Source organism: Bacteroides sp. 11BF, from assembly GCF_019633765.1.
GTDB lineage: Bacteria > Bacteroidota > Bacteroidia > Bacteroidales > Bacteroidaceae > Bacteroides > Bacteroides hominis.
Genome location: NZ_JAFKPJ010000009.1, coordinates 65,509 through 85,383 on the forward strand (window position 1 = coordinate 65,509; position 19,875 = coordinate 85,383).

General features: G+C 37.2%; 18 protein-coding genes. 4 read left to right on the plus strand and 14 right to left on the minus strand.

Annotated features, from left to right (window positions below; genetic code table 11):
- Positions 1 to 2 precede the first annotated feature (2 nt).
- The 11 genes from JZY04_RS11190 to JZY04_RS11240 all read right to left on the minus strand — a co-directional run bounded on the left by JZY04_RS11190 (position 3) and on the right by JZY04_RS11240 (position 11,482).
- Entirely contained in the window at positions 3 to 860 is an 858-nt protein-coding gene (locus JZY04_RS11190) for an ATP-grasp fold amidoligase family protein (protein WP_101602845.1), read from the minus strand.
- The gene (locus JZY04_RS11195; RefSeq protein WP_122142837.1) at positions 857 to 1,975 is read right to left on the minus strand and encodes a CapA family protein; all 1,119 of its coding nucleotides are present in this window, start codon (positions 1,973 to 1,975) and stop codon (positions 857 to 859) included. The genes JZY04_RS11190 and JZY04_RS11195 overlap by 4 nt, the downstream gene beginning before the upstream one ends.
- A complete protein-coding gene (locus JZY04_RS11200) occupies positions 1,965 to 3,119 on the minus strand; it encodes a glycosyltransferase (protein WP_122142838.1) in 1,155 nt (384 codons plus the stop codon). Before JZY04_RS11200 ends, JZY04_RS11195 begins: the two co-directional genes overlap by 11 nt.
- A complete protein-coding gene (locus JZY04_RS11205; RefSeq protein ID WP_122142839.1) occupies positions 3,116 to 4,309 on the minus strand; it encodes a hypothetical protein in 1,194 nt (397 codons plus the stop codon). The genes JZY04_RS11200 and JZY04_RS11205 overlap by 4 nt, the downstream gene beginning before the upstream one ends.
- Positions 4,296 to 5,477 carry a CDP-glycerol glycerophosphotransferase family protein gene (locus JZY04_RS11210; protein WP_122142840.1) on the minus strand — a complete coding sequence of 394 codons (1,182 nt, stop codon included), beginning with the start codon at positions 5,475 to 5,477 and terminating at the stop codon, positions 4,296 to 4,298. The genes JZY04_RS11205 and JZY04_RS11210 overlap by 14 nt, the downstream gene beginning before the upstream one ends.
- A gap of 11 nt (positions 5,478 to 5,488) precedes the next feature.
- Positions 5,489 to 6,211 (minus strand): SDR family NAD(P)-dependent oxidoreductase, encoded by a 723-nt coding sequence (locus JZY04_RS11215; RefSeq protein ID WP_122142841.1) that lies wholly within the window; start codon positions 6,209 to 6,211, stop codon positions 5,489 to 5,491.
- A 1-nt stretch (position 6,212) separates the two neighbouring features.
- The gene (locus JZY04_RS11220; protein ID WP_122142842.1) at positions 6,213 to 7,559 is read right to left on the minus strand and encodes a Gfo/Idh/MocA family oxidoreductase; all 1,347 of its coding nucleotides are present in this window, start codon (positions 7,557 to 7,559) and stop codon (positions 6,213 to 6,215) included.
- A complete protein-coding gene (locus JZY04_RS11225; RefSeq protein WP_122142843.1) occupies positions 7,556 to 8,998 on the minus strand; it encodes a lipopolysaccharide biosynthesis protein in 1,443 nt (480 codons plus the stop codon). The genes JZY04_RS11220 and JZY04_RS11225 overlap by 4 nt, the downstream gene beginning before the upstream one ends.
- 76 nt (positions 8,999 to 9,074) lie before the next feature.
- Positions 9,075 to 9,458, minus strand: a complete 384-nt coding sequence (locus tag JZY04_RS11230) for a UpxZ family transcription anti-terminator antagonist (RefSeq protein ID WP_122142844.1) — start codon at positions 9,456 to 9,458, stop codon at positions 9,075 to 9,077.
- A 169-nt stretch (positions 9,459 to 9,627) separates the two neighbouring features.
- A complete protein-coding gene (locus tag JZY04_RS11235) occupies positions 9,628 to 10,146 on the minus strand; it encodes a UpxY family transcription antiterminator (protein ID WP_122142845.1) in 519 nt (172 codons plus the stop codon).
- 700 nt (positions 10,147 to 10,846) lie between these two features.
- On the minus strand, positions 10,847 to 11,482 hold the full coding sequence (locus tag JZY04_RS11240) for a class I SAM-dependent methyltransferase (protein WP_005809936.1): 636 nt from the start codon (positions 11,480 to 11,482) through the stop codon (positions 10,847 to 10,849).
- Between the two features lie 247 nt (positions 11,483 to 11,729).
- Between JZY04_RS11240 and JZY04_RS11245 the strand changes: the two genes are divergently transcribed.
- From JZY04_RS11245 to JZY04_RS11260, 4 genes are all read left to right on the plus strand, one after another.
- Positions 11,730 to 13,070 (plus strand): DUF5690 family protein, encoded by a 1,341-nt coding sequence (locus JZY04_RS11245; RefSeq protein WP_122142846.1) that lies wholly within the window; start codon positions 11,730 to 11,732, stop codon positions 13,068 to 13,070.
- A 43-nt stretch (positions 13,071 to 13,113) separates the two neighbouring features.
- Positions 13,114 to 14,625, plus strand: a complete 1,512-nt coding sequence (locus JZY04_RS11250; RefSeq protein ID WP_122142847.1) for an NAD(P)H-hydrate dehydratase — start codon at positions 13,114 to 13,116, stop codon at positions 14,623 to 14,625.
- A 73-nt stretch (positions 14,626 to 14,698) separates the two neighbouring features.
- Positions 14,699 to 15,754: a DUF4831 family protein gene (locus JZY04_RS11255; RefSeq protein WP_005775831.1), complete on the plus strand. Its 1,056-nt coding sequence runs from the start codon at positions 14,699 to 14,701 to the stop codon at positions 15,752 to 15,754.
- Positions 15,755 to 15,979: 225 nt separating this feature from the next.
- Positions 15,980 to 16,507 carry a hypothetical protein gene (locus JZY04_RS11260; RefSeq protein ID WP_181996436.1) on the plus strand — a complete coding sequence of 176 codons (528 nt, stop codon included), beginning with the start codon at positions 15,980 to 15,982 and terminating at the stop codon, positions 16,505 to 16,507.
- 159 nt (positions 16,508 to 16,666) lie between these two features.
- Here the strand turns inward: JZY04_RS11260 and JZY04_RS11265 are convergent, their stop codons facing one another.
- The 3 genes from JZY04_RS11265 to JZY04_RS11275 form a co-directional block, all read right to left on the minus strand.
- Positions 16,667 to 18,019, minus strand: a complete 1,353-nt coding sequence (locus JZY04_RS11265) for an NAD(P)/FAD-dependent oxidoreductase (RefSeq protein WP_122142848.1) — start codon at positions 18,017 to 18,019, stop codon at positions 16,667 to 16,669.
- Between the two features lie 170 nt (positions 18,020 to 18,189).
- The gene (locus JZY04_RS11270) at positions 18,190 to 19,206 is read right to left on the minus strand and encodes an inorganic phosphate transporter (RefSeq protein ID WP_122142849.1); all 1,017 of its coding nucleotides are present in this window, start codon (positions 19,204 to 19,206) and stop codon (positions 18,190 to 18,192) included.
- Between the two features lie 13 nt (positions 19,207 to 19,219).
- Entirely contained in the window at positions 19,220 to 19,867 is a 648-nt protein-coding gene (locus JZY04_RS11275; RefSeq protein ID WP_122142850.1) for a DUF47 domain-containing protein, read from the minus strand.
- Between the last annotated feature and the right edge of the window lie 8 nt (positions 19,868 to 19,875).

A 19,875-nucleotide genomic window follows, 5' to 3' on the forward strand; every position in this document is an offset into this window, starting at 1 on the left:
TCTTATTTTAAATAAACCAGCTTTCCCATCATAGACAATGCAGATAGACTATAATATCGTAAAACTCCACCTTCAGGAGTAAAAGTCATTTCTCCAAAAAAAACATGTTCACCTGTATCATAAAGATCAATCCTCACAAAATCAAACCCTTTGGATAATTGTGTCGCATACTGAATCATTAAGTCTAAATTTTGGGGTTTACGAATATCCTCTGTTGAGCGATAATCAGACGTTAATAAATCTATCTTATTCCAGTCCAAATCATAAGTAAAAAGTTTCATCTTCACATTTCGTTCTGAACACACTAAAATATGATTCGGAACTCCATTAAAGCACATAAACTTATAATCTAATGGAAAATAGCCCATATGATCCTCTATAAATTCTTCACAAATAATACATTTAGGAATCAAATCATAATGAGGCTCAGCTCTCCAGAAAATATCCTTAGACATCCAACCTGATATTTTTTCTTTTATTTCAGCAGTATTAAGATTCCTTCTATTCTTACAAATTATATTCATTCCCGATCCATAATTGAGTTTCAGTGCAAACTTGTCCGGAAGAGAATCAAATTCTATTTCATCAACATCCTTCCAAACACCCAAAATTTTTGGAAGAATGTTCCCCAGCCCTACTTCTTCAACATATTTTCTAACAGCATATTTATCTGCATAAACAGCATACTGTGCTGTTTCACCACTAACTATCTTCTTTATTATAAATTCACTAAGATTATGTGGAAAAGCAAAATTTAAAAGCCTTTTTCTATTATGCAAATAACTCAATTGATAATATAACTTTATGCTAATTTTACAAACAAAATCAGCAGCCCAACGCTTGCAAGAATTTACATTCATTTTAAATACAATAATTTAATAGCACGAACAATTGCCCATCGATGACTTTCACAACGGATATTATTCAATAATAAAACATAATTATTTGAGTAAAAAACAGCCCTATATATAGTCTTTAGCAAATTATAAAAGCCAAATTGAAAAGATATTTTCCTTAAGGAATAATAAAAATAATATTTATATATATTTGTCCATAAATTTACAACCTGTTTATTTACTTCCAATAAATATTTACTATCTTGCTTAAGTATCTCCTCACACTCCTTAAGATATGCCCAAATTTTAGGATCATTACTCAAATTCAGATCCCAACCCTCCTTTTTTAATGGGCAAACCGTATATTTGATATAACCTTTATCATTAATCTCAAATAATACTCCTAGTCCAATATTGGCATAAGGAACTTTAGATGGTCTATCGAAATAAAAATTTCCTAAACTATAAAATATAGGTTTTTCTTTGTATCTCTCCCATCCTTGAGGAATATGGGGATGAGAAGCTATTACTGCGTCTGCACCACAGTCTATTAAATCTTGATAACGTTGACGCCACTCCGGTAAAGGAATACTAATATTCTCCACGCCTGCATGAGATAAAATAAAAAGATAATCTACCATCTTTTTAGCATTAGCAATCACATGATTCACACAAGGATGGTTTATCCATGCACAACCTATATTGTTTTGATTATCATCATCAAGTACCCCAAATTCATTATGTGATAGAGCCAAAAATCCAATGGTATATCCCTTTATAACCATTGTTTTCACCTGATAAGCATTATCAATAGTACCAGCACCAACTAGTAAGGACTTTTTAAATAAAGAAATAGTTTTTTTTAAGCCCTCTTCCCCATAATCCATAATATGGTTATTAGCCAAAGAACAGACATTAAATCCTATTTTTTCAAGAAAAGCGGGTGCATCTCGTGATTGACGAATATTTGGACCACTTTTTAAGCTAGGCTTTCCTTGCGAAAGTACAGGTGCCTCAAAATTACAGATGTTAACATCACTAGAACAAATGATAGTCCTTATCTCATCAGCAATCTCAATTCTATCTATTTCATTGCAATAAAAGTCTCCGAGAAAGAATAATCTTAAATTATTTTTCATCTTTTACACCGTAAATTATTTTTGAAAAATTATCCAAAGAAGAAATACTTAAATAACTCGTACCATCTATTTTACGAGGAGTATTTTTTAATAATTTAGAGATTATCTCTGCTAATCTGTCGGCGTTAATGTTAGTAATAGTATAGCCTAAATTATAAGAAGATATTAATTCTCCCAATAGACCTTCAGAAGGTCCTATAACAGGTTTATTAAACTGAGCCGCATAACCAATAATACCACTACTTTGCTCTACATTTTGATATGGTACAAGTACATAATTTGTTAATTCAAATAAATACGCAAGCTCTTCAAATTTCAAAAATCTTTCTATAAAAATAATTTGTACTGATCTAGAAAGTTCTTTTACTATACGAACAAACTTTTCGCGCATATTAGTGTCTGATATAACGCCTGCAAACACAAAAACAGATTTATTTTTCTCTTTTATAGATAACGTTTCTATAGCCTCTAGTATATTAAAAGTACCTTTTCGCATTCCCATCCCCCCACAATGAAGAAAAACACATTTTGATTTGTCTGTAATCAAGTTTGAAATAGAATAAATTTCTTCAACAGAGTATATAGGTACATACGGATCAGGTAAAAACGAAAACTTATTTACTCGAAATTTTTTATTGTAAACAATTGGATATTTAGAATCATTAAGCAAATAAATTTTTTTAAAACAAGGAGCATAAGCATACAAAAATAATTTCAAATGATCTTCTATTTTTTTTCTATTACTGGCTCTAATCCGCCTATCAGGAATAGTATATTCTATTCCCGAAATAAATCGACTATTTCTAACCATAATAGGGAGAAATGGCATAAACGATATTATAGTATTCAAAAACACAGTATCTGGAATCACCAAATTGATGTATTTCTTAAGTAAACAAGATGCTTTGTATGCAGATTTAAAAGAATATGAACTAAGATTTGCCACTTCTTCTTCTTTTAGATAAATGATATCTATATGCTCTTGAGGACAAAAAGTTCTAAAATTATACATATTTTTAAAATCTGGATGCAATACAAACACAATCCGATGCCCAACTAGATGTATACCACCATAACTATATAAATGATGTATATACTCTAAATGATGTCCTTTAGCATCTAAGTCAAAAATCAAGAAGGTCATATTAAATGAGATTTCTTTTTAAAATGTATTCGTGAAAAATAATGTAATCTACCTAAACATAATCCAGTTATAGGGACTGCGTAAGGATAAGAAATAAAGCCACCCTCAAGAAATAGCAACATTACCATTATAAAGAAGGAAATAACAAATAAAATCGATTCTTTTTCATGAAAGAGAAAGTAAAATTTGATACATCGAAAAGAAGCATACAAAAAATACAGAAGAATAACAAAAGTAATAATTACACCAAAAGAATAACATAATTCCAATAGAGGTAAATCATTATAGATTCCAGTGTTAATATCTGTGTTTGTCTGTTTACTTACAAACCCACGTGGATATAAGTAATCATTTAAATTATCAAATAACATTTGAATTGATTTTTTACGAATATCATCACCACTTTTTTCAGCATCACCATTCAATAGAGCTTGAGTTTTAACAAAAATACGATGATGTAAAAGAGGAGAAATTTCTTCAGTCTGTTTTTCTATTGAAGGCATAAAAACAAATAAAACACCCAAAAATAAGAGGGAACAAGAAGCTAATTTAAAAAATCTGTGATAATTCTGCAATCCTATAAAACTATAAATTAAAAATAGACTAACAACAGAAACTGCAATTTGCCTACGAATACCTGCTATTAAAGAAAGAACAACACAAAGCAACAAGACAAATACTAAAAGCCTATATCTTTTTTCAAATATAGTTATTCCAAAAAGTAAAGGTATACATAACATTGTACCATAAGAAGCTGGAGCATTACCAGAAACAATCGCATAATACAATTGAATAACAGATTCAATACACCACCCTAAAAGACATCCTAAACTAACACATAAAATATCGTCTAATTGCACATTATTTTCTTGATTAAACAAGAAATAAAATATACAAACATACATATATGAACGTGCTGTTGAAAGAATTGCATAATACGAATATGTCCCAATTAAAAATGCCTCCCAAATTAGGATTAACCAAATTGTTAAAATAAAAAAGACATGAATCCTTTTTAGACTTTTAAAGTGAAATCTCTCCTTCAAAAAAGGAATAAATAATAATAAAAATAATTCAGGCACAGAAACAGGAAAATGAAAGAAGTCTAAAGCAATGGTAGACCCCAAAGGAGAAAACACCAAACATCCTAACAGTAATAAAACTATTATTGTATTTTTAGATTGACTCATCCCTATTTTCAGCCTCAATTATATAATTATAAATACGCTCACAAGATTTTCCATCATGATGTGAATGATAAATAATATTAGGAATAAATTGATTTGGAAGTTTTATACGTTTCTTGATAGCCTCTAATAGTTGTATTTCTGTATGACACACATCACCTAAATTATGATCTAATGAAGAAAAGTATATTTCATTATCTTGTGTTTCATAATCATCATATAGATAAAAGAGGACAGGTCGATGCAATAATAAATAATCAATATAACAACTTGAATAATCTGTAATTAGCATGTCTGCAACAAATAATAGCTCCTGTGGATCATAAGATGATAGGGAAAAATCTCTAAAAACGCTACTGCACTGATTATCAGATTTATAATTTCGAAGCATATTAATATGAAATTTCCATATAACAGTAATATTATTTTCTTTAAAATAGTCAATAGCCGTTCCATTCGATTTAAAAATGGAAGGGTTCATTTCCCCACGTCCAAAATTCCTATGAGTAGGCATATACAATATAACATAGTCTTCTTCAGCAAATCCCATTTTTTTTCGTATTTGATTCAAATTCCAAGAATAAAAGGCATCTGTACGGGGCTCTCCAAAATCAAAGACATTCGATATTCTGAAACTCTTTTTTAAAATATCTGTAAAAAAAGGGGATGTAGAAGACATAAAATCAATATCCTTGGGTCTAAGTGATCCAATGAATATATTCCACAGACAAGAATGAACTTTCTCCAAAAGAGAATTTGGAGATCCAGTATGATCAAAGCCTATTTTTTTCATGGGCATTCCATGCCATACATTAATAATCTTCCTACCATCACGTTTACAAGTATATAATATATCTTTCGATATTTCAGTTGAAAACACCACATACTCCGCTGTTAAAACATACCTGATTCCTTTGAAAGACAAATTATAAAGAACTGGTAGCCCTGCTTCCTTCAAACTAAGATATACACTCTTAGATTGAGTTACCCAAAAGGCATTAGCAGAGTGCCTCAATACGTACTCAAACAAATATTTCGAATTTTGAACGTATTTTTCTCCCCCTTGAGCGCCGAATATCCATATTCCCTTTTGAATAGGAAATATTTTCTTAAAAGGGTAAATTAATATACCTATTAATAAATATTTTATTTTTTCTTTTATTTTATTCATATTTGCAATATCTATTCAAAACAATATCCTCCATTAACTTCTAAAACACTTCCATTCACAAAATCATTTTCAAGGCAAAACATGCAGGCTGACGCAACCTCCTCCACAGTTGCGAATCGTTTTAACGCTGTTTTTTGACAGATTCTATCCCTCAGATCTTTTGCTTTACTTTTTTGCCATTCTGTATCTACGAAACCTGGAGCTATAGTGTTAATAGTAGTGCCAGTCCCCTGAAACACTTTCACCAAATTTTGGGCTAAGGCATGGATAGCTGCTTTAGCAACTCCATAAGGTAAAGAAACACTATGTGGATAAATTCCCATCATAGATCCAATAAATATAATTCGAGAGTTAGATGATATCAATTCGAATAACTCACGAATTAAATAAAAATGTGAGTTAACAATAACTTGCATAACTCTTTCCCATTCATCATTTGTTATGGACATAGCTGACTTACGTAATGTTTCCCCTGCATTACAAATAATACAATCAACAGCAGTCACCTTCTTTTTTATCAATGTGATAAAAGAGTCAAACTCTTCCATGTTTGCTTGATTCGCCTTCACTATTTTAAAGTTTGAACTAATCTTATTCAATTCTTGTTCTATTAAGTATGCAGTCTGATCATCATTCGCATAATTAAGAAAAACAAAATATTCTCTTGCTAAAAGATCCTTTACTATTTGAAGTCCAATTCCTTTTGTTCCTCCAGTAACAATAGCATTTTTCATTTTATTTCATAATTATAACATTATTACCTTTCCTATAACTCTCAATAACAGATGCTATTAAAATAGACTCACTTCTCCTTAATCTATAAGAACTCAATCGGGAATTAGTTATCATTGAAATAAATTCTTGAAGTTCATAACGCAAACCTTCACCATCAAATGAATAAAAATATTTTTTATTTAGATTCTGGTCTTCAAAGCGCAATTCAAAATAATCTGTCTTCCACCAAGGAGCTGGAACATAGACATATCCCTTGGTACCTGAAATTACTAAATTACCTTCTGTCTTAACTCCTAGTCCTAATGTTATCGTTGCAATAGCTGTATCATAATTAAAGACACCCTTAGTAAAAATATCGACATTATTTTGTAATTTTGAATAAAAGTGCATATTTCTTATTTCTTTACCTAATATTTTAATTATTGATAATAAAGGCAGAGGGGACAATTCCGTTATACTTCCACCAGCCTGTTCAACATCCAATTCTCGTAAGTTTCCCAGCAATAGTTTGGACAGAGAAGAACGAATATCTACAACTTCACCAATTACTCCACTTTTAACTAACGTTACTAAATGTGTAAAAGCTGGACAATGTGCAGTTTTATTCGCTTCCAACAAAACTAGTTTTTTTTCTTCAGCTAATAAATATAACTCTTGAGCTTCCCGAGCAGATAAAACCATAGGGATCTCACATAAGACATGTTTACCAGCTAATAGTGCCTGCTTTATATATGCATAATGAGTAAGATGGGGAGAAGCAATATATACAGCATCAATTTTCCGAATGAAACTATTAAAATCAGAATATACCTCTAATATATTATATTTCTTAGCAAATGATTTAGCCTCCTCCATATTAGGATTCAAAACAGAATAAGGTTCCACGCCACTAACATACTGTATCTCTGTCACAAACCTTTTTGCAATACGTCCAGTTCCAATAATTCCTAGTCTATAATTTTTTTGTTGCTTTTCTCTAAGCATCGTAGAAGAGACTCCTTTCGTGCGCGGTAAATATGCAACTTCACAAAATTCTTTTAAATAATCAAATTTCCCTTGCCAATCAGATCCTATAGCAAAAATATCAATATTATATTTTTGTATATCATCTATTTTCTGACCAACATAATCTTCTATAATAATTTCATCGGCAAGTCCAGTCTTTCGTACATCTTCAACACGCTCCAAAACATTATTACAAACGTTCAATTTTCCCCGTTCCTTATCAAAGCTGTCAGAAGTTATTCCAACTATTAAATAATCCCCTAGCTGTTTTGCACGTCTTAGCAAATTGATATGCCCTTGATGAAGCAAATCAAATGTACCATAAGTTATCACCCTTTTCATTTATTCAATTTTATTAAGATAATATTTTTCACTTCATTCAAAGATTTTATATGAAAAGTATAAGAGATTAAGAAATAACTAATCAGAGCAACCAATAACGAGATTAAAAGATAAATAATCAATGGGGTTTCCTTAAGATAATGCTGTAAATAAAAGACACATAAATACATAAGAAAGGTAGAAAGAATAACAGGAAAGACATCCAATAATTGCTGTTTTATACTTAATTTTATCTCTCTACCACAAAAATATAGATTTAATACTACAGCTAATATGCCATACAATAACTGTCCATAAACAACTGCTATTATATCAAAATGTATACTAATAATCAATATTACCAGTAACAATATTTTTTTTAAACACTCTAGATAGAACAACAACTTTGTCTTCCCTCTAATTGTCAATATATTCAAATTAATACAACTTAGAGGATAACAAATACCCGTTAAACATAAAATTTGAAAATATTTAGCAGCTATTCTCCATTTATCTGTCAATATCAGGTCAAAGAATTCAGGCGCTACTAATATAAAATAAGTCATCAATGGGGTAATAATAAATATGGCCATATTTATTATTTTTCGATAACTTTCTCTCAAGCGTTCATCTTCATTCTGTATTGTTGCCAAGACAGGATAAGTAACTCTTTGAATAACCTCAGTTATACTTGTAGCAGGAATTTTTTGAATTCTATCAGCCTGAGAATAATATCCTAATTCCGTTGGAGTATAAAACTTACCAATCACTAGGCTATAAATATTCATAAAGAAGCTTCCTACTAATCCTGTCAATAATAAATTTATTGAAAAACCAAACATTGCTTTTATAGAGTTAAAAGATAACTCCAACGATGGTTTCCAACTATTTATAAACCATAATAAAGCTGTCCTAAAAATATAAAAAGATACACTTTGAACTACTAAGGCCCAAACATTCTGAAAATAAAAAGCAATACATATACCCAAAATACCGGATAAAATACTAGAATAGATTGTAATTTGAGATATTGATCGGAAATCTATTTTTTTACATAAGATAGTATATTGAATCAATCCTAAAGCATTTACTGGTAGTACGATGAAAGAAATTTTAGACACCAATTCTAATTCTGGCATATCATAAAAAGATGCGATAGAACTAGAGCATAGAAATAATACAATATATACAATTATTCCTAACACCAAATTAATATAAAAAACAGAAGAATAATCAACTTGATCTGCATCTTGTTTCCGTATCAAAGCTTGCCCAAATCCACTATCAATAATAGTCTGAGCTAAAGAAATAAATATAGTTAACATACCAACTAAGCCAAAATCAGCTGGTGTTAATAATCTCGCTATAATTATAGTACAGACTAATTGTATGAAAAGAGTAGAAAATCGTTCTATACCACTCCATACAATACTACTTACTGTTTTATCTTTTAGAGACATTCAAATTATATTGTCTTATTATCAATATATAAGAATCATTTTTTTTACCACAATAGCATAAAGCCACTGATTTCAACTATTCAATGCACTTCTTAGCTTCTCCTATCAGCTCCTCATCTCCCGTCTGCTCAAAGCACTCCAACAGTAACTGACATTTCAAAACAGAGGCAGGAAGTTTCTCTAAAACAGCCATTGAACGATCCAATAACTCTTGAATAACCTGTTCATTCTCTGCGGAGACATTAAACAGCATGGTATTGTAACCCTTGAACAAAGTGACAAGTATTTCTGCTTCTTCTTCGGGAGATTCCCCCTTCCGGAAAAGAAGATCGGCACACAAATTACGGAGTTCTTGATTTAACGCAGTAAGTTCATTCACATAGACAGGAGTACCGTCCTCACCATACTCCAGAAGCTTTTTCACAACAGAGGACACAGAGTTACACAGAGAATTTTTCATTTTAAAAAGGAATGAATTATGATTCGTCGATTCTTTCTTCGGTTTTTGACTTATATAAAAGAGAATTGTGTCTAATGACGTAACGGGACATTACATATATTGTTATTACCCGTTACATATATTGTTATCGCCATTACATATAATGGCATTTTCTTTACATTTATAGTTTTTATTTATCCTTTCGGACGTAACTGGCCGGAATAGTCACCATGGCGCTACCGAACATATCGATACGCACTAAAATGTGATATTTATTATTGTAGCGGACCAACTCACCACGTAAGCCCTGCAAGTCACCTTTAGCTACTACTACACGAGTTCCCTGAGGAATGGTTTCACCGGTCAGAATAACTTGATCATGGGAATAATCGAGCATATAACGAAAATCAGCCATCTGCCTATCAGGAATACAGGTAGGAGCCCCGGTAGAACGATCGCGAAGGAAGTCGTATACATTCAGGGTATTTCGCACGGCAAACATTTCCTGACGAGAGATGCGAACAAAAACCATACGAGGCAAGAGAAGGCGCTCACGCTCGATGCGCTTTCCTTCACGTTCGATGACACGACTTTGAACAGGGAGAAAAGTATCTACTTCCTGTAACTGAAAATAATCCCGAACTTTACGTTCCGAATTAGTTCGTGTCAATACGACATACCAATGTTTATCGTTATCTGTTGCCTCCAACGCTACGTCCGTAAGAATAAGTTTGAATAATGAGTAGAAATAAAAATTTGTTAAAAACAAAAATTCTCAAAAAAGAAGTCTGATCCTCAGCAGTTTAAAAATTAAGTTTTTTAATGATTGGATATAGAAAAAGTATTCGCATCAGATTTGAGAACCATCTGATACGTTGAATTATTTTATTTGAAATATATATTCGATTCAAAAAGGAGTATTCACACGCATATATATTTTCGGTTGCAAAGGTAAAACCTTCTTTCGAGTCTCCAAAACTTTTCACAGATTATTTTCACAAAACATGGCTATACCCATGTAAATCAAAAGTATAATTCAAATCTTCATAAAGAAGGGAAGTACTATAATATATGTATTATAGAAAAATATAAAAACAAGCATTTAATTAAGTAACAAGAAGTATTAATGCTAACTTGATAAATTGACAACTTCATATTTTAAATGTAAAAGGATGATTCTACCTGAACTAAACAACAAACATATAATCATCTGATTTCCTGCAAACAGGGTATTAATAAAATGATTATAGGAAGTTAACTTTAACACAGTGTTAAAGTTAACTTCGTAACCATAGGATATTAACTTCATAAAAATACGAAGTTAATAAGTTATCGGTAAGTAATTAAACTTCTCTTCTTACCATTAACATTGTTAATACATTCAATAGTAAGCTAACCATCGGTATCCTTTACAACTGCATCATCTTCTTATGCCCTATTATACATAATTCCTCTTTTCTGCGGCGGTACATGGCTATATTGGTAAAACCGGCATTAACAAGAATAGTCTTCAGCTGATCATCGGAATACACCACCATTCCTTCGACACGACTGGTCCATACTTCATTCGTCGGATCACTCATTTCGCAACAGATAAGAAAAGCACCGCCAGGCTTCAAGACACGTGCCACTTCAGTAAAAGTATGCTGTAAGTCACTCCAGAAGTAAATGGTCTCAAAAGCGGTGACCACATTAAAACTGTGATCGGAATATGGAAGTTGATCGACACTCCCCTGCTCTACAAAACAACGTGTACCAAGTTGCCTTCTGTTTCTTTTTCGCGCAAAAGCAACACTTTCCGGTGAAATGTCTATGCCAAAAGCCTTACCTTGCGGGCAATATTTAAGGATTTGCGCCAGGTTGGCACCACCACCGCAACCTATATCAAGCACGTTCCATCCCTGATGCCACTCCATACAAGACATTCCCCAATGAGCCAACGAAGCATGTCCCTGATTCATTCCCCAGAGTATCATTCTTCCAAAGAATCCTTCGGGTTTACGGACATTCTGCAAGATTCTGTTAATAAGGCTTTTCCTTTTCATTTATTATTTGTTTTGGTTTCGCAAACAAAGTTACAGATTCCACATAAACAGGCAATACCTAAAAGTAGGGAATTTATTCGATAGAAGCACAGCATGAATTTCGTTTCTATTTCATAAATGTTACATAAACATTACAACATAACTCTTTCATTATCAATATCTATTAATAATAAATATTCATATATTCAGTAACAGGTCTGTAATACGAGGGACCTATTTTTGCGCCAGAAAACAACAAGCAGATGTTATGGACAATGTACAACAAGTAAAAACTAATTCACAAAAGAAACTTTCCGATTTCCTTTTCATTCTTTGGGCAGGTGGTGCTGCATTGCTCTCCTACTCACTGGTTTATGCACTAAGAAAGCCTTATACGGCTGCCGGATTCGATGGACTTGAGGCATTTGGAATGGATTATAAAGTAGTGGTCACTATCGCACAGATATTAGGATACGTACTTTCCAAGTTCATTGGGATCAAACTTATTTCAGAGTTGAAACGGGAAAACCGGATGAAATTCATCCTGATCTCCATTGTACTGGCAGAAGCTTCGTTGATACTGTTCGGACTACTACCTGCACCTTATAATATAGGAGCTATGTTTCTGAACGGTCTTTCATTGGGATGTATGTGGGGAATCATTTTTAGTTTTATAGAAGGACGCCGCATGACGGACATACTCGCCAGCCTGTTGGGTGTCAGTATGGTTATCAGCTCGGGAACAGCTAAGTCCGCCGGCTTGTTTGTTATGGACACTTTAAACATAAGTGAATTCTGGATGCCGGCTCTGATCGGAGGTATTGCTTTACCCATACTCGCCCTATTGGGTTATTCTCTGAACCGGCTCCCACAACCCACGGCCGAAGATATAGCCATGAAATCGAAACGGGAGACACTGAACGGCAAACAGCGTTGGGATATCTTCAAGAATTTTATGCCATTTCTCACCCTGCTCTTCATTGCCAATGTAGTATTGACAATCTTAAGGGATATCAAAGAAGACTTCCTGGTGAAGATTATCGATGTATCCCAATACTCTTCGTGGATGTTTGCTCAGGTAGACAGCGTAGTAACTATCATTATCCTTGTCATTTTCGGGTTGATGGTTTTTGTACGAAGCAACTTGAAAGCATTATCGATATTACTGGGATTGATCATCATCAGCATGGTAGTGATGGCAGTGGTTTCATTTGGCTACGAACAATTGCAATTAAACGCTATTGTCTGGTTATTCATTCAGAGCCTCTGTCTTTATCTGGCTTTTCTCACTTTTCAGACCATTTTCTTCGACCGATTCATCGCATGCTTTAAAATCCGGGGTAATGTAGGTTTCTTTATTGCCATGAATGATTTTCTCGGTTATACGGGTACGGTTATCGTATTGGCTGTCAAGGAATTCTTTTCACCTGACATTAACTGGACTACTTTCTACAACCTGATGGCCGGCTATGTAGGAGTGATTTGTTTTGTCGCTTTCGTATGTTCATTTATCTATCTGCACCAACGTTATCGTAGAGAGAACTACGGAAAAACAGGCGCATTCAGAAAAAAAGAAGAAGAAAAAGAAGTTCCTGATTTCGTATATTAATTGCTATCTTTGTGGGTCAAAAAACTTAAAATAAAAGTTCACCATGAAGATTTTTCCAAGTAGCAGCATCAAAAAACTGGATGCTTACACCATAGAACATGAACCGATTGCATCGATCGACCTGATGGAACGGGCAGCGCAGGCACTGACAAAAGCCATCACTGAACGTTGGGACATCACAACTCCTGTCACGGTATTTGCGGGACCGGGTAATAACGGCGGAGATGCCCTTGCCGTGGCCCGCATGCTGGCGGAAAAGGAATATAAGGTTGAAGCCTATCTGTTCAACCCGAAAGGAGAACTGTCAGCCGACTGTCAGACCAACAAAGAATTGGTGGAAATGATGGATAATGTGAAGTTCAGTGAAGTAAGCACACAATTCGTACCTCCTACCCTGACAATGGATCATTTGGTAGTGGACGGACTTTTTGGTTCGGGACTCAATAAACCGTTAAGCGGCGGTTTCGCGGCTGTAGTGAAATATATCAATGCATCGCCTGCTACAGTGGTTGCTATCGACATCCCTTCGGGATTGATGGGAGAAGAAAACACATTTAACGTAAAAGCCAATATCATCCGTGCCCATCTGACACTGAGCCTGCAATTGCCCAAACTGGCTTTTCTCTTCGCAGAGAATGCCGAATTCGTTGGTGAATGGAAATTGCTGGATATCAACCTCAGCCATGAAGCCATCGAAGAAACAGAAAGCAATTATGCCTTACTGGAAGCAGAAGAGATACATGCTTTGATCAAACCCCGCAGCCCCTTTTCACACAAAGGAAATTTCGGACACGCCTTGCTGATTGCCGGATCGTATGGTATGGCAGGGGCTTCAGTGCTGGCGGCCCGTGCCTGTATGCGTTCGGGGGTAGGGTTGCTGACTGTACACGCACCCATGCGTAACAATGACATCCTACAGATTTCCGTCCCGGAAGCAATTATCGAACTCGATGCCAGTGATTCCTGCTTTGCTTTTCCCACGGATACAGATGACTATCAGGCAGTAGGTATCGGTCCGGGAATCGGACGCTCAGAAGAAACAGAAGCCGCATTGCTCGAGCAACTCAGTGGATGCCAGACTCCTTTGGTGCTGGATGCCGATGCACTGAATATATTAGCCAACCACCGACATGCACTGACCACGCTCCCCAAAGGCTCCATTCTGACCCCTCACCCCAAGGAGCTGGAACGTATGGTGGGCAAATGCCAGAATTCGTACGAGCGACTGATGAAAGCTTGTGAACTGGCTCGTACCGCTAAAGTACATATTATATTAAAAGGAGCTTATTCAGCAATTATCACCCCTTCGGGCAAATGTTATTTCAACTCCACAGGTAATCCGGGCATGGCGACAGCCGGAAGTGGAGATGTGTTGACGGGTGTCGTACTGGCTTTACTGACACAGGGATACCCGGCTGAAGAAGCAGCTAAAATAGGTACTTACGTACACGGTCTGGCCGGCGATTTCGCACGCAAAAAGCAGGGCGTTATCGGTATGACAGCCGGAGATATTGTCAATTATCTGCCAATGGCCTGGCGTCTGGTAAGCGAATAAAGGTTAACAACTTATGATTTTCCAAATAACTTCATTAACTTTGTTTTTTAAACCAGTTAAAATAAACCGGAAAATGAAAAAGCTAATTATACTGACAGGACTGTTACTTTCTGCCTCGGCATATGCCCAGACAGAAGTTACAGCAGGAGTTACCCGAGGAAAAGATTACGGGGTGACCTATGCACTTCCTAAAACAGCAATCGACATTGAAGTCAAAGCCAATAAAGTGACATACACTCCGGGAGAATTCAGCAAATATGCCGACCGTTATCTGCGGCTGACCGATGTGTCGGGAGAGCCTCAGGAATATTGGGAACTGGTCAGCGTCAAAGCCAAATCTGTCGGTATCCCCGATAGTGACCATACCTATTTCGTCAAACTGAAGGACAAAACAGTGGCTCCGTTGATAGAGTTGACCGAAGACGGTATTGTTAAATCGATCAATGTACCGTTAAGTCCGAAGAAGTCTGCACCTATACAACCAGCCACTACGCTGAGAAAAAAAGTAAATCCACGCGATTTTCTGACAGAAGAGATTCTGATGGCGGGTTCTACAGCTAAAATGGCTGAATTGGTCGCCAAAGAAATCTACAACATCCGCGAAAGCAAAAACGCCTTAGTACGCGGCCAGGCAGACAACATGCCTAAAGACGGAGAACAACTGAAGATAATGCTTGCCAACCTGGAAGAACAGGAAGCTGCCATGACCGAAATGTTCTCAGGTACACTGAATAAAGACGAGCGGATATTTACTATCCGCCTGAATCCGGAAAAAGAGATGGATAACGAAGTGGCCTTCCGCTTTTCCAGGAAACTGGGTATAGTTGCCAATAATGATCTGGCAGGAGAACCGGTTTACATTACTCTGAAAAATCTGAAAACAGTCAATGTACCGGAAGACGATGGCAAAAAGAAAGTAGACGGCATAGCTTATAACGTACCCGGTAAGGCGCAAGTGACGCTCATAGAAGGAAAAAAAGAATGGTTTAACGGTGAACTTCCCGTTACACAGTTCGGAACAATTGAATATCTGGCTCCGGCTCTTTTCAATAAAAAATCGACCGTACAAGTTACTTTCAATCCGGCTACAGGAGGATTGATTAAAGTAGATAGGGAAGAAGGAGAATAAAGCATAAAACTGACACAACCTCATCAGTTCCAGTTTTTTCATATGCTTTTCCATTTCAAACTACAATTATGCGTCAGATGGCCGGTGAATACGTCCACTGCATTATAAAGGGCTAAAGGATGAAAAATGTTCACCCTGCACCGGAAAAATCTTCGGTATCAAAACAGGTATTCCAACCGTTGATATTAAAAGCTATAAAAATAAAATGGAACAAATATGGAGGATATGAAGAAGTTTTTACCGGAAGCGGATCTCTCAAAACTAAGGACTATACTTGATATAAAGAATTCTTATAACTGCGGGACGCTCTCTCTTGAAGATGCCCGTAAACTTCTTAAGGAGAAAGTGGTAGTCTTGAAACTATATGAAATAACGTTTGCTGAACAGGAACTGAAGGGAGGGGAGGAGAATGAGTGCCGCAAGGAGGATATTCAGCGCATGCTGGAACTTTTTAACGGCATAATGGACACTTCACGCCCCGATTTACCCCCGGAGTATTCTGTCATGTATTATTATCGTGGAAACGACGAGTTACGTAAAATCCTGCCCTCAATTGAGGGGCTGGTCCCCCCTCCTTACCCGACAAATCCGGAACAGAACCAGTACCCCGTCTACCTTGTTGAAGGACTTATTGGCGGCATATCCTCTTTTGAAAGACAGGATGGAGGAGATCAGCCCCAAGTTCAAACTGCTCAGGTCCCCTTTGGCGCGGGTTATACTACCCAGAGCCACCATCAGCACGATAACCGATAAACTAGTATCCCGGCGGACACACTAGTTGAATCCCTGAGGTCCAGGATCGAGAAACTTCCACTATTGCAGACATTTTTTTCACAGAGCTATATGGTACGATTCCCCGTAACCCTTTCTCCGAACCAGGATTACGGGGATTGTTATCCTTATACGGGGCACTTATCGTCTGGGGACTTTCATCTCGTCCCCCCAGTGCGCCTTTGCCTCCCGTTCCTCACGCTCACGTATTTCCTTTGCCTTGCGCGCATATACGATGATACGCAGTGACTGGTCATAGGTGAAATAGTTCCACATCCAGTTCAACAGCACGTTGACCTTGTTCCTCACTCCCAAGATGGAGCGCAAGTGAACAACCAGCCATAACACCCATGCCATCAATCCTTGTGTCCTCACCCTATTGAATTCCGCTACCGCACGGTTTCTTCCTACAGTGGCCATGGAGCCCAGATCCCTGTATCCGAACGGTCTCATCGGCTTTTTCCTTGCCATTCTTTTTAGGTTGGCGGCCAGTAACCGCCCCTGTTGTATGGCTACTTGGGCCAGCTGCGGATGCCCTTCCGGATACTTCCTGTCAGCAGTCATTACGCACTGGTCTCCGATTGCAAAAACATTCTCGACCCCCTCTACTCGGTTGAATGCGTCCACTTTTATGCGTCCGCCACGTCCTATGCATTCTGCCGGCATGTTGCCCACCGGGACTGCCTTTACACCGCTTACCCAGATGAAAGAGCGTGTGGGTATGGCCATTCCGTCCTCCAGTATCACTTTGTGGTCCCTATAGTCAACTACACGCTTGTGCAAGCATATGTTAACCCCCATATTGCGGAGAAACTGCTCGGCCCTTGCGGAGGATTCCGCGGACATGCCCGAAAGTAGCCTACCCGCAGCCTCTATCAAAAATATATTGATTCTGCTGCTGTCCATATCCGGATAGTCAGCCGGAATTACATATTTCCTCATCTCCGAGAGTGCCCCTGCAATTTCAACTCCGGTTGCTCCCCCACCCACAATGACTATGTTCTGCAACTCCTGTTTCTCCTGTTCGGTGGAGCATGTGATACTTCTTTCCAGATTGGACAGCAACGCATTCCTGAGTCCCATCGCTTCGGAAACCGTCTTCATGGGCATGGCCTCTTCCTCGATCCGGCTGTTCCCGAAAAAATTGCTGGTTGTGCCTGAGGCCAGTACCAGGTAGTCATAGTCGATTTTTCCGATAGATGTCTGAATTATTTTCTTTTCGGGATAAATCCCCCGCAATTCGGCCATTCTGAAATAAAAGTTCTTCCTTTTCCTGAATATCCTCCTGAAAGGGAATGATATCGAACTCGGCTCCAATCCGGAGGATGCGATCTGGTAAATCAGCGGAGGGAACTGGTGGTAATTGTTCCTGTCAAGTAGAATGACCTGGTAATCAGACTTCCGGAGTTCTCCAGCTAGTTTCAAACCTCCGAATCCTCCACCTGCGATAATAATTCTTTTCTGGTTATGATTTCTTGCAATATTAAAACTCATTTATCTATATATGTTAATGTTTAAAAGATTCATTAATCTGTGTTCTGCATGAAGTATATAGACTTGGACTTTCAGTTGCCTATCATCAGGATAACGGCACTTTTTCAAAAAAGAGCGGAACATATGGATATGATCCGTGACAATATATCTTCGTCATTATACCATCCTAGTTACAAAAAAGAAGCTACAATGAGATAAACTGCCGCCGCCAATAATCCGCTTACCGGAATGGTCAGCACCCAGGCAGTCATCAGATTTTTGGTAACTCCCCAGCGAACCGCTGACAGCCGCTTAGTGGCCCCTACCCCGATGATAGCTCCCGTAATAGTATGTGTCGTACTCACTGGGATCTTCAGATATTCCGTTAGATACAGCGTAAAGGCACCGGCTGTCTCTGCTATGACTCCCTCCAAAGGGGTTACCTTGGTAATTTTGGTTCCCATCGTCTTTACAATTTTCCATCCACCGGACATCGTACCCAGTGAGATGGCCGTAAAACAAGAGAATGCCACCCAGTCCGGCAAATCATCAATACTGTTTATCCCCATTCCCAAACTTTCAGAATGTCCCGCTATCATGGCAGCGGCAATAATACCCATCACTTTCTGGGAATCGTTCAATCCGTGTCCGATACTGAACATAGCTGAAGAAACAAGCTGCAGTTTCTTGAACCAGACCTCGGCAGTATGGGGATGCGCCCGTTTACAGATATAAAACACCAGCAAAGTAACCCCGAATGCAATGACCATGCCTATCAGAGGAGCCAAAAAGATGAAAACCGCAATCTTCAGTATGATATTCAACTGAATGGCTTCAAAACCGTGAGCCATAATGGCTGCTCCTGCAAAACCGCCTATAAGGGTATGCGATGATGACGAAGGAATACCTTTCCACCAGGTAAACAGGCTCCAAACAATGGCAGCTATCACCCCTGCCAGGATAACGGGCAATGTGATGTATGGCTCTACTACCGTTTTCGATACGGTATTGGCTATACCAAAGCCCCCAATGACGTATTTGGCTATAAAGAAAGCTAAAAAGTTAAAGAATGCAGCCCATATCACGGCCTGAAAAGGAGTCAGCACTTTAGTAGATACAATAGTGGCTATTGAATTCGCTGCATCGTGAAAACCGTTGATGTAATCAAATATCAGAGCCAATACGATGATAATCACTAATAGTTCCATGTGTTATGCCTGTTTATGCGTATTTCACAATCAAACTTCTTAATATCTTGCCCACATGCTCCGCAGCATCGGTGGTCTTTTCCAATTCGTACACAATCTCCTTAATCTTGATGAGTTCGATACAGTCCTTCTCCTCCTCAAAAAGTTTGGTGATAAATAATTCGTACACATCATCCGCATGGTTTTCAATATCATGCATTTTCGAACAATATCCACGCAAAGTATTTGGATTCTGACGGAAAGTCTCGAGCTCGTCCATTGCCTTGACAATGTATTCCGCCTCTTGCTGAATCATACGGCTCAGTTCCTTCCCGCTTTCGGAGATAGGATGCGGATTATAGATGGCAATACGTTTTGCGCAACTGTTTATACCGTCAATCACATCATCAATACCTGAAGCCAGATCATGGATGTCCTCACGGTCAAATGGCGTAATAAAAGTGGTTCCTAGTTCGTCCAGAATCCGATGGGTAAGCTTATCCCCCTCACGTTCCATATCCTTGATCCGCTTATAGAAAATGGCCCTTTTTTCTGGTGAATCATGCTTCATCCCTTCCACTAAAAGTTCCGATGAAGCAGTCAGTATTTCAGACAACTGTTTCAGCAAAGGAAAAAACTTGGGTTCTTTGGGTGTAAATCTGCTAAAAAAAGAATTTTTCATAAATGTGT